9 protein-coding genes are annotated in these 11,520 nt (G+C 70.4%); 7 read left to right on the top strand and 2 right to left on the bottom strand.

Annotation, left to right across the window (positions count from 1 at the left end; translation table 11 throughout):
• The first annotated feature begins 187 nt into the window (after window positions 1–187).
• Window positions 188–1,219 (top strand): DUF2169 family type VI secretion system accessory protein, encoded by a 1,032-nt coding sequence (locus tag WME83_RS46165; protein ID WP_437316074.1) that lies wholly within the window; start codon window positions 188–190, stop codon window positions 1,217–1,219.
• Between the two features lie 17 nt (window positions 1,220–1,236).
• On the top strand, window positions 1,237–2,931 hold the full coding sequence (locus tag WME83_RS46160; protein ID WP_437316073.1) for a hypothetical protein: 1,695 nt from the start codon (window positions 1,237–1,239) through the stop codon (window positions 2,929–2,931).
• Between the two features lie 95 nt (window positions 2,932–3,026).
• Here WME83_RS46160 and WME83_RS46155 read toward each other — a convergent pair whose 3' ends face one another.
• Together WME83_RS46155 and WME83_RS46150 are read right to left on the bottom strand one after the other, a co-directional pair.
• The gene (locus WME83_RS46155; protein WP_437316072.1) at window positions 3,027–3,911 is read right to left on the bottom strand and encodes an alpha/beta fold hydrolase; all 885 of its coding nucleotides are present in this window, start codon (window positions 3,909–3,911) and stop codon (window positions 3,027–3,029) included.
• Between the two features lie 126 nt (window positions 3,912–4,037).
• Window positions 4,038–4,496, bottom strand: coding sequence for an N-acetyltransferase family protein (locus WME83_RS46150; protein ID WP_437316071.1), 459 nt, complete (start codon window positions 4,494–4,496; stop codon window positions 4,038–4,040).
• A gap of 358 nt (window positions 4,497–4,854) precedes the next feature.
• Between WME83_RS46150 and WME83_RS46145 the strand changes: the two genes are divergently transcribed.
• From WME83_RS46145 to WME83_RS46125, 5 genes are all read left to right on the top strand, one after another.
• Entirely contained in the window at window positions 4,855–5,943 is a 1,089-nt protein-coding gene (locus WME83_RS46145; protein ID WP_437316070.1) for an AAA family ATPase, read from the top strand.
• Window positions 5,944–6,159: 216 nt separating this feature from the next.
• Entirely contained in the window at window positions 6,160–7,464 is a 1,305-nt protein-coding gene (locus tag WME83_RS46140; RefSeq protein ID WP_437316069.1) for a cation:proton antiporter, read from the top strand.
• A gap of 380 nt (window positions 7,465–7,844) precedes the next feature.
• Window positions 7,845–8,000 (top strand): hypothetical protein, encoded by a 156-nt coding sequence (locus WME83_RS46135; protein WP_437316068.1) that lies wholly within the window; start codon window positions 7,845–7,847, stop codon window positions 7,998–8,000.
• Window positions 8,001–8,335: 335 nt separating this feature from the next.
• Complete coding sequence (locus tag WME83_RS46130; protein ID WP_437316067.1) at window positions 8,336–10,405, top strand: dipeptidyl-peptidase 3 family protein; 2,070 nt, start codon at window positions 8,336–8,338, stop codon at window positions 10,403–10,405.
• A 160-nt stretch (window positions 10,406–10,565) separates the two neighbouring features.
• Window positions 10,566–11,441 (top strand): hypothetical protein, encoded by an 876-nt coding sequence (locus tag WME83_RS46125; RefSeq protein WP_437316066.1) that lies wholly within the window; start codon window positions 10,566–10,568, stop codon window positions 11,439–11,441.
• The last annotated feature ends 79 nt before the right edge of the window (window positions 11,442–11,520 follow it).

The following is an 11,520-nucleotide window of genomic DNA, read 5'->3' as shown; positions in this document are numbered from 1 at the left end:
GCGGGGCATAAGCCATCCTGGTACCATGCGCTCATCGTGCAGGCAACAGCTCTTCGCCCTGTCCCTTGTCATGTGGGCTCGTATGGCTTGCCACACGGCTGCTTGCCTCGCGTGATCGCACGTTCTCGTCGCTCCCCGCAGGTTTTCGGCGCGAGCTCGCGTCTCGCTCGGCGCCAGGCTGGGCAACGTGGGAGTTGATTCGGCCGCCGTCGGCGCGGCGGCGGTCAGCGGGGCGGTGGCCAACGCGACGCCGTTCGCGGTCGTGGCGTGTCCGCTGGTCGAGGCCTCCGGGCGGCCTGTGGTCGCCGTGATCGTGAAGGGCACGTTCGGGGTGGAGCGCAGCAGGGTCGTGCCGGTGGAGCCTCGGCCTGTCCGGATGAGCGATGTCCCGCGCGACGAGGAGGATCCGTGGAGCAGCCTCCGGTACGCGTCGGATCTCTGCCCGCGCAAGCACGGGGCCGATGTCGTGGCCGTGGGCGAGGCGATCTCCCCGCGGCCCGTCGTGGTGATGGACGTGGCGATCAAGGTCCGCGGGGCCTCTGCGCCGCTGCGGGTCCACGGGCCGCGGGTCTATTATGCGTGGCTCGGTCAGGTCGCCGTCGGTCCGGCGGCGCCGTTCGAGCGAGTCCCGCTCGTCTACGAGAAGGCGTATGGCGGGAGGACTGACGACCTGAAGCTCATCGAGCCTCGCAACCCGAGCGGCGCGGGCGTCGCGCAGCGCCCTCACGATCTCATCGATCGCCTCGCGCCGCAGATCGAGCACCCGGAACATCCCATCGCCGGGCCGCTCGATCGCCCGGCGCCCGCGGGCTACGGGCCGATTCCCACCCACTGGTCGCCGAGGCGCGAGCGCGCGGGCACCTTCGATGAGCGCTGGAAGGCAGAGCGAATGCCGCTCATGCCGCTGGATTTCGACGTGAGGCACCACAACGTCGCGCACCCGGCGCTGATCCTGGACGAGCCGCTGCGGGCCTCGGACCCGGTCGCGGTGCTCGGGATGTCGCCCGACGGGCTCTTTCGCTTCGAGCTGCCCGCGCTCCCGGTCGTCATCCATGCTCGGTTCGACAGCGGGCGAAAGGTGAGTGTCCGCCCGGAGATCGACACGCTCGTCCTCGAGCCGGCCGAGCGTCGGTTCGAGATCGCGGGCCGGCATGCGTTCCCGATCGGCCGCGGCGTCGAGGTGCTGCGCGAGCTCCGGGTGGACCTCGACCGCGGGTGACGCGAGGCAGGACGAGGATGGCTGTCGACGAGAGGGCCGGTGGCGGAGAGGTGGAAGGGGGCGTGAGCCTCTCGCGCTACGCCGCGGTGCACGCGGCCCTCTCGGAGGGGTTTTCGCTGGACGCTGCGCTCGTCCGCGAGCGCGTTTCCCTGGCGTCCTGGGGCGACGCGGAGCCTGCGTGGGCCGCGCGGCTCGCGGAGAGCGCCGGAGGGGATCAGGCCCTCCTCGGCCGGTACGACGCGTTGCTCGCCGAGGCGCGCGCCCGGTATTCCCGGCGGATCCGGCCCATCGACGAGGATGTCCGGGCCTGGCTGGGTTTCCTGCGCGCCTGGTCGTCCTCCGGCGACCACCTCGCCTTTCTCGACGCGCGTGGCGTGCGCTTCAGCGACATCGCGCGCCTGCAGATCCGCTGGGCGGAGCGCATCGCCTCGGACGCCGGTTTGCGGGAGCAGGTGCTCGCCATCGCGGGGGAGCCGCCGGGGCCCTGTCCGGAGATCGCGGTGGAGCCCGGCATCGCGGCGCCCGCGGAGGCGCGGCCGTCCGGGAGGCCGGCGAGCGGGCCAGGGGACAGGCCGGCGCCCCGTCCCTCGCTCTGGACGCCCCTGCCCACGCCGGGCAGCGATTCACCCCCGCTGGCGGGAACGCTGAACGGGCCGACACCTCCGCCGGCGCCGCGCGCCGAGGCGGCCGCTGGGGCGCCGGGGGCGTCCGCAGCGGGCGAGAGGGCCGAGATGCCGGCGGGCATGAGGCATTTCCAGAGCCTCCGCGAGACGGAGCTCGGGCCTCCCGGGCCGTCGGGACCGGCGTTGCCGTTCGCGTCGGCGCCGGCCGTGCCGCCGGAGGTGGCGTTCGAGAGCGCGAAGCAGCACGCGGAGGCGACGCAGGGGCCGCGCGCGGAGCCGCCCGCGCAGCTGCTCGCGGCGACGGCGCCTCTGCGGGGCGAGCAGCCGCTCGCGGCGACGGCGCCCCTGCGCGGCGAGCCCGGCGGGCCGCCGCTGCCGTTCTCGCGCGAGCCTGGGGAGGGCGCGGCCCCGGCCCCGGAGGTCCGGTCCGGCTTCGAGATGCCAAAGGGCATGAGGCGTTTCCAGAGCCTCCGTGAAACGGAGCTCGGGTCTCCCGGGCCGTCGGGACCGGCGTTGCCGTTCGCGTCGGTGCCGGCGATGCCGCCGGACGTGGCGTTCGAGAGCGCGAAGCAGCACGCGGAGGCGACGCAGGGGCCGCGCGCGGAGCCGCCTGCGCAGCCGCTCGCGGCGACGGCGCCGCTGCGCGGCGAGCCCGGCGGATCGCCGCTGCCGTTCTTGCGCGAGCGCGCGGCGGGCGCGGCGCCGGCGCCGGCCGCGGCCCCGGAGGTGCGGTCCGGCTTCGAGATGCCGGCGGGCATGAGGCGTTTCCAGAGCCTCCGTGAGACGGAGCGCGCGTCCTCCAGCCCGTCTGGACCGGCGTTGCCCTTCGCGCCCCCGCCTGCGGCGATGGCGCCGCTCGAGAGCGGCGTGCCGTCGCTCTCGCTCGAGCGGTACGCCGTGCTCTGCGTGGATCTCCGCCGGTTCCCGGAGCAGGGGAGCGAGATCCTCCGCCGTCACGGGCTCACCGCCGAGCAACGGGCGGACCTCGACACGCACTGGCACAAGCGAATGGCCGAGGAGCCCGCCGTGCGGCTCGCATGGGAGCGGGCCTGCGAGGCGTACGCGGCCCGGACCGCAGGGCCGCGCTGATATCGCGTGTCTCGGGCGGCTGCCGCGCAGCGGGGCAGCCGCGATGAGCGTCGATGTTGTCCAGAGCCGTGCAGGCAGCTGCGCGCTGGCGCACGCTATGGACGGTACGACCCCTCCTCACGCAGTCCCTCCGTGCGCCTGACGAAGGCGCTGATCAACGCGGCGCATTCGGCCGGATGGGTCTCGAGCAGAAAATGCGGACCGTCGAGGATGTGCGCCTCCATGCGCGGGAGCGCCCTCATCCAGGAGAGGGTCTCCTCGAGGCCGAAGAAGACATCGTGCCGACCCCATACCATCAGCGCCGGGGGCTGCCAGCGAGCGAGAACCTCGGCGATCTCCGCGAACCGCGCGAAGTGGGTGCGATAGTCGAGCACCAGCGCGCGCTGCGTCTCGAGCCGGCCGGGGAGCGACATGATCCGCCAGTCCTCCTCCCACCGCCGGGCATCGATGCGCTCCGCGATGTCCGGGGGCACGCCGCCCACGTACTGGTCGCGCGTCCCGTCGAAGGTCAGGTGCGCGGTCGCCTCGGCTTCCCGCTCCGGCGTGGGATCGTCCCAGTAGGCTCTGGTCGCCGACCATTGCGGCCCCATCCCGCTCTCATGGGCATTGGCGTTCTGGACGATGAGGCTGCGTATCCTGCGCGGCGCGCGCGTGGCGAGATGAAGCCCCACCGCCGCTCCAAAATCGTGGAGGTAGAGGTGGAAGGACTCGGCTCCGAGCCGGGCGAGCAATCCGTCGATGATGTCCGCGAAACGCGAGAATGAGGGCCGCTCGATCGGCTCGGAGCCTCCGAACCCCGGGAGGTCCGGAGCGATCACGAAGCCGTCGTGCGCGAGGGTGCCGATCACGCTCCGAAACGATTCCGAAGAGCTTGGAAAACCGTGGATCAGAAGGAGCGCCGGCTTCTCCCGATCGCCCGCCAGGCGGACCGCCACTTCGGCACCTTCAATCTCCAACTTCACCAGTTCCGGTTCTCTCATTGCACCTGACTCCTTCGACGCCATCCGATGTCTGACGCGCCTCGCCGGCAGATGGTGGCACGGCCTCCCGTGCACCCGCGCGTCGCGCGGCCGTCGCTGGACAGGACCGCCTGCGCGATCGTCGACTCACACACGCTTCACCATGGCTCGCTCGCCCGATTCGCGAGACGGACCCACGTCGATGAACCCGTGGCGGATGTACAACGCGATGGCGCTGGGATTGTTCTCCTTCACGTCGAGGCGGAGCTCACGTGCGCCCTGCTCGCGTGCCCACCGCAGGATCTCCGCGACCAGCGCGTCTCCGACGCCGCGGCCGCGCACCTCCGGCGCTACCCACATGCTGATCAGCTCGCAGGTGCCGTCGAGAGGCGCGCCTGTCGCCATGCCGACCGGCTCGCCGTCGACGTAGGCCACGAGGTTGTGGGAACCGGGCAGCTCCAGGCGCGCGCGCCAGCGCTCCTCGGATGCGTCTTCCCATTGCTTCAGCGTCGAGCCGAACGCATGGGGAGCGTCCGCGAGCGCGCGCAGCCTGACGTCGCGCCAGGTGGCCCAATCGTCAGGCGTCAAGGCCCGCAAGGCGATCACGTGATTCCCTCATGGGCTGGTGGCGAGCTGCCCACACCGAACGACTCGGCGACCTGCATCGGCCTGCACAACGATTCGTCGATGGGTCCACCGAAGCCGCCGGGCCAGGTCTGTCCAGACCGTCGCATTTGTGGCCTCCCCCACGGAGAGTCCCATGGATGGGCTCTGTGCCGCAAGGCCCAGATGCTGTCCAGCGCCCTAGGGGTCGAGCTCGGCCACCTCGTCGGCGACCTGGGGTCGCGAGCACAACAGGACGAGGATCGTCGCCAAGGGCCGGCGTGGCGGGAGGTGAAGGGGAGGCGAGCTCGGCGCGGCCGCCGCGGGCGGCGGGTGCCCACGATGGGCTATCCTGGGCGGGATGACGGTCCAGGAGCTCCACGTCGCGGGGTATCGCTCGATCCGCGAGCTGACCCTCCCCCTCGCGCAGGTCAATCTCATCGTCGGACCGAACGGCGTCGGCAAGACCAACCTCTATCGCACCATGGTGCTGCTCGGCGCCGCGGCGAGCGGGAGCTTCGCGCGCACCCTGGCCGAGGAGGGGGGGATGCCGTCTGTGCTCTGGGCCGGCCAGCGCAGCAAAGGCCCGGTGCGGATGACGCTGCGGGTGCGGCTGGATCAGCTCGTCTACGAGATTCAGTGCGGGCTGACGCCGCCGCCAGCAGGGCCGTTCGCGCTGGACCCGGACATCAAGGAAGAGAACCTCTGGTTGCTCGACAAGCGCCGCCGCCTGCCGATGCTGGAGCGGGCCGCGGGCTCGGCCTTCGCGCGCGACGTGGAGGGCCACCGCGTGACCTTCCCCTTCTCGCTCTGGGGCTCGGAGTCGGTGCTGTCGCAGGTGGTGGAGCCGCACCGCTTTCCGTTGCTCTCGGTGGTGCGGCAAAAGCTGATGAACTTCCGGTTCTATCACCACTTCCGCACCGACGCCGGCGCGCCGCTCCGGGTGGAGCAGGTCGGGGTGCGGACGCCGGTGCTCAGCACCGATGGCCACGATCTGGCCGCGGCGCTGGCGACGATCCTCGATATCGGCGACAGGGGCGCCTTGAAGGATGCCGTCTCCAGCGCGTTCCCGGGCGCGTCGCTCGAGGTCTCCTCGAGGCAGGGGCGATTCCGCGTCGAGCTCGGATTGCCAGGGATGTCGCGGCCGCTCGACGCCCGCGAGTTCTCGGACGGCACGGCGCGCTATCTCTGCCTCCTGGCGGCGCTGCTCAGCCCGAGGCCTCCGCTGCTCCTGGCGCTGAACGAGCCGGAGACGAGCCTGCACCCGGATCTGCTCGGGCCGCTCGGGGATCTGCTCGTGCACGCGGCGTCCCGGAGCCAGCTGTGGATCACGACGCACTCGCGCCCGCTGGCGGAGCGGATCCGGAAGGCGACGGCCTGCCGGGTCATCGAGCTTGACAAGGACGGTGGAGAGACGGTGCTGGCGGGCGGCGCGGCGGACGAGGAATGACGCCCTGCGCCGGGGCGCAGAACCTGCGGCACATCGGCGGAGCCAGCTGCTCGGCAGCCGTTCGGACGGCCCGACGCAGGTCCCGCGGTCGAGGCTTGACATTTTGAATCAGCTTGGATTTTCTCCGCCTCGGGGATACTTTGACGTCCAACATTTTCTCCGGACCGCGCCGCGCCTCTCTCGAGCCGGCGCGCGTCGGTCCGTAAGCCTGGGAGCATGGATCTATTCCAAGTCTCGGCGGCGTTGCTCTCGCTCACGGCGATCTTCAGCTTCTTCAACCATCGGTTCCTCAGGCTGCCGACCACGATCGGGTTGATGCTGATCGCGATGACGACGTCTCTCGTCATGGTGGCTATCGGAGAGCTGTTTCCGGAGGTGGAGGCCGAGGCGAAGGAGCACCTCTCGGGCATCGATTTCAACAAGACGTTGATGCAGGGGATGCTCGGTTTCCTGCTGTTTGCCGCCGCGTTGCACGTCAACCTGGCGGATCTGAAGAAGCAGCGGGTCGTCATCGGTGTCCTGGCCACCGGGGGTGTGCTCATGTCCACCGTGCTGGTGGGCGGCATGACCTACGCCCTGATGACGCTGATGGGCGTGCACATCCGGCCGGTGTACTGCTTGCTCTTCGGCGCGCTCATCTCCCCCACCGATCCCATCGCGGTGCTCGGGGTCCTCAAGCACGTGGGGGCGCCGAAGGAGCTCGAGATGAAGATCGCCGGGGAGTCGCTCTTCAACGACGGCGTGGCGGTGGTGGCGTTCATCGGACTCCTGGAGATCGCGTCGGGGACGTCGGGCCTCGATCTGCAGCGGCTCTCGCTGCTGTTCGTCCAGGAGGCGATCGGCGGCGTGCTGTACGGCCTCGCGCTCGGCTTCGTGACGCTCGCCATGCTGCGAAAGGTCGACGACTACAAGGTCGAGGTCTTGCTGTCGCTGGCGACCGCGGCGGGCGGCTACGCCCTGGCGTACGCGCTCCATGTCTCCGGGCCCATCGCCATGGTGGTGGCCGGGCTCTTCATCGGGAACGAGGCGCGCGCCGGCGCCATGAGCGAGAAGACCCGGGAGCACCTGGACGATTTCTGGGAGCTGATGGACGAGATCCTGAACGCGGTGCTGTTCGTCTTGATCGGCCTCGAGCTCTTGATCGTCGCCTTCGACGCCCAGTCGCTGCTCGCGGGGCTCCTCGCGTTTCCGGTCGTGCTGCTCGCGCGGTTCATCGCGGTCGCGCTGCCGGTGAGCCTCATGAAGAGGCGCAGGGTCTTTACCCCGGGGGCGATCCGCATCCTCACCTGGGGCGGTCTGCGCGGCGGCGTCTCGGTGGCCCTCGCGCTCTCCATCCCTGGAAGGCTCGCGGATGGCACGCTCGTTCCGGAGCGCGAGATGGTGCTGACCATCACCTATGTCGTGGTGGTCGCCTCCATCGTTGTGCAGGGCCTGACCATCGGCCCCTTGCTGCGCCGGACGATCGCCGCCGCCGCTGCCGCCGAGCCGGGGGAGGGGCCGGTCGCCGTGGGAGGTGGTTAGAGCACCGACGAGGAGGTAGCGCTGAGGTCAAGGGCTTCGGCGCTCTGCCATGGGTCACGATCTCCCGAGCTCCTCAGGCCGGACTGCTGGGCTGAGGACGCGACAACTTCCCTGGCGTATAGGGCCTTCGGTGTCAGGCTAGTTGTCGCTTTCCTAGATCTAGCAAGGGTAGAAGGACCTGGATAGAGCGGATATGGATCCCGCATGCGACGAACGTATTCAGCAGCGTTTCGAGCCAAGATGATCCGGCGAATGACCGGTCCCAACAAGTGACGGCCACGGAGCTCGCTCGTGAGGTCAAGATCCCGCAGCCGACCTTGTCAAAGTGGCATGCTCTCTCTCAAGCAGTCATGCTCGAGTGCCCAACTTGCAAGGGGCGGATGACGCTCGTCGCCATGGTCACCGAGCCCCGGAACATCGTCCGCTTCCTCTCCGCGCTCGGCGAGCCGACCAATGTTTCAGCACGCTCTCCCAGCGTCCACGCGGCGGCCACCGTACTGGAAAAGCACCGCTCTGCGCTGCAAGGCGCCCGGTGACGCCGCATAGCGTCTCGCGACGCGCCTCCCGGGCCAGACCAACGCCCGGACGGACACGTGTGCCCACGGCACGCCGATGCGCCCCGTGGCGCGCTCGGCGCCGCCCGGACCACGCTCTGTCGACCCAGGACCGAGCCATCACGACGCTCGCGGCCCCACCCTTTCGGTTTGCTGCGCTACGCTTCCTCGCGCTGCGCTCCGGCTTGATTGGCCTACGCGCCGAGGGGTTCGTGGCGGAGTTCGATCTCCTCCGGATCGCGCCGGGGCGCACGGCCTGACCGCGCCGCACCACGGCCTTCTCGCCGACCGGCGCATTCGCTAGACCTCTCCCCACGATGCGCCGCCAGCACCCCGCCGCAGCCCTCGCCCTGTGCGCAGTCCTCCAGTCCGCCTGCTCCCCGACCCCGCCGCCGGCCGGGCCGTCCTCGACCGCGCCCCCGCCATCGGCGGCCCCGGCCGCGAGCGCGGCGCCGGCGTCCGCGCCGGGCAGCGCCGTCGCCTCGGCAGCGCCCGCGCCCGCGAGCAACGTCCAGGTGCTCGAGGAGGTCGCCGGCGTGACCGCGGCCTCGTACGAGCCCCGCGGCTTCGACAAGCTCACGGCCAGCCAGCGCGCTGTCGCCTACCACCTCGCGCAGGCGGCGCTCGCGGGCGACCCGCTCTTCACGATGCAGACCTCGCGGTACGGCTGGCCCGCGACGCAGCTCGTGATGCAGCTCCTCGCGCAGAAGAGCAAGCTCGATCCCGCGCTGCGCGGCAAGCTCGTGACCTTCCGCAAGATGCTCTTTTTGCATCACGGCATCCACGACGCGCGCTCGGGGCAGAAGCTCGTCCCGCCCTTCTCGCGGCAGGAGCTGGAGGCCGCGGCCAAGGCGCTGAAGATCGCGATTCCGAACGACCTGCTCGCCGGGCTCTTCGACCCGAAGGTGGCGCCCGTCGTCACCAACAAGACACCGGGCAAGGGCAAGGACCCGCTCGTCGAGTCCGCGGCCAACCATTACGAGGGGGTGAGCAGCAAGGATCTCGAGAAGTTCAAGGAGAAGTACGAGCTCAACGGCCGTATCGTGAAGAAGGCCGGCCGGCTCGTCGAGGAGATCTACCGGGCCGGCGGCGACGGCGCGCAGCCCGGCGTGGGCGCGGCGGAGCTCGGCCGCGTGGTGAAGCACCTGGAGGACGCCCGCGCGCTCGCGCCGGCCGCGCAGCAGGGGGCGCTCCGGCACCTCATCAGGTACCTGAAGACGGGTCAGCCGGACGAGTTCACCGACCACGACATCGCCTGGCTCAAGCAGGTGTTCCCGGTCGATTACATCCTTGGCTTCATCGAGACGTACACCGACGTCCGCGCGCGCAAGGGCGGCTTCGAGGGGCTCGTCTTCATCCCCGATCCGGATCGCGATCCGCCGCTCCAGGCGGTCGCCAGGAACGCGCAGTACTTCGAGCAGAAGCTGCCCTGGGAGGCGAAATGGAAGCGCGACGTCTTCCAGGCGCCCGCGGCCGCGGCCGTGATCGCCCTCGCGGCGACGGGCGACGGCGGTCCGTTCACGTTTTCGGGCGTGAACCTGCCGAACGCGCAGGCGCTGCGCGAGAAGTACGGATCGAAGAACTTCGTCGTCCTCTCCGCGATGGATACCCGCGTGGCGCTCACCTTCGACAAGACCGTCGACGAGTTCGCGCCGGCGGAGGTGCGCGCCGAGATCCACCGGTGCGGCAACGCCATGATGCTCGCGGCGGTCTCCTTCCACGAGGTCACCGGGCACGGCTCGGGCAAGGTGAACCCGGATCTCAAGGGGGATCCGGCGGAGCTGCTCGCCCCCTATTATGCCGCCCTGGAGGAGGGCCGCGCCTCGCGCGTCGCCGACTGGCTGGCGGGCGATGCGAAGACGGTGGAGCTCGGTATGCTGCCCGACGCCGGCTGCGCGCGGGTCTTCCCCGCCTACACGGCGATGATGCAGCTCACGATGCTCAAGTCCGTGCCGCAGGGCGACGTGGCCGAGGAGGATCACCTCCGCGCGGAGCTCATCGCCTTCGGCTGGGTGAAGGACAAGGGCGCGGTGGCCGCCGAGACGCGCGACGGCAAGACGTTCTTCGTGGTGAAGGACCCCGACGCCTGGCGAAGGGCCTCGGGCGAGCTGCTCGCGGAGCTGCACCGGATCAAGGCCACGGGCGACCGCGAGGCGCTGAAGGCGCTCGTGGAGAAGTACGGGACGCGGATCAACCCGGCGTGGCGCGACGAGGTGCTGGCCCGGCTGAAGGCGCTGAGCCTGCCGCCGAACATCGCGACCATCCCGCCGATGATCAAGCCCATCCTCGACGCCGACGGGAGGGTCGTGGACGCGACGGCCGAGCAGACCACCTCGCTCGACGCCTACATCGCAGCCCTGGAGAAGTCCTGGGCCGACGCCGACTGAGCGCCGGGGGTGCAGCGCGGCCCTCGCGCAGCGCGCAGCCCCTCAGGCGGCTTAACCTCGCGCTGCGCTCCGGCTCGATTTGCCTACGCGCTCGACGTCGGAGTCCAGCGTTCCTCGCACATTTCAAGACGCGGCCGGACCCGCGCCCGAGCTGGAGCGCTTGCGCGGCTGTACGCGCTTCCTCGGCACGCTTCATCTGCTGAATCTGGCCGGACCCGAGGCGATCGACGCGCTCACGGATCTCAGGGAAATCGCGGGGTCCTTGCTGCTCCTTTCGCCTCCTGGCGATCTCGGGCCTCTGTCCAACCTGAGGCGCATCGAAGGTCGGTTGCTGGTCGTGGGAGCGCCGGAATCCTTGCGCGGCCTGGAGTCGATCCAGTACGTCTCCGGGCTGTGGCTCCACGAGAGCGGCCTTGCCGACTTTTCGTGGCTCCCTGCTCTCGCGGAGATCGGCGCCTCCATGGTCGCTCGGCGCAACGCGAATCTGACCGCTGAAGCGTTGGAGTCTTTCGCGACGTCGCGCGTGCGCAGCGGCGCGCTGGTGTCCCTCACGGACGCCGTTCCCAAAGAGACGCCGGACCCCGATGCCGAGGCGGTCGTGTGTGGCCAGCCGAGCGATCTGGTGATCGGGCCCTACACGAGCGTGGCCGGATGCACCCGCTTCCGAGGCTCGATCCACCTGAGCGACACGACGGCAGGCGCCTTGGAGCCGCTCTCCTCCCTCGTCCACATCGACGGCTCGCTGACCCTCTTCCGCAACCACACGGACGACTTCACCGCGCTGCGCAGCCTGCGCCGCGTCGGCGCAAAGTTTCAGATGCGCCTGCTGCAGGGCCCGGGCCTCGACGGGTTCGACGCCCTCGCGGAGGTGGGTGAGCTCAGACTCCTGAGCTCGGGCGAGCTCACGAGCCTCGACTGGCTCCCAGCCCTCACCAGGGTTCGTGAATCCGCGCTGGTCATGACGGCGCCCCCCTGTCCATGGAGGACATCGAATCTTTTCTTTCGGGCCTGGACATCGGGGGCGAGACCGCGGTGATGACCACCGAGTGAGCGTCCTCGTTGCGTTCAGATCGGAGGGCCTCGGCCGTATCGGCTGGCGGGGGTGCGCCTTGGCC

Origin of the sequence: Sorangium sp. So ce385 (genome assembly GCF_051474135.1) — a bacterium.
GTDB lineage: Bacteria > Myxococcota_A > Polyangia > Polyangiales > Polyangiaceae > Sorangium > Sorangium cellulosum_D.
Note: the sequence above shows the minus strand (reverse complement) of the source record. Positions and strands in the feature narration are given on the sequence as shown.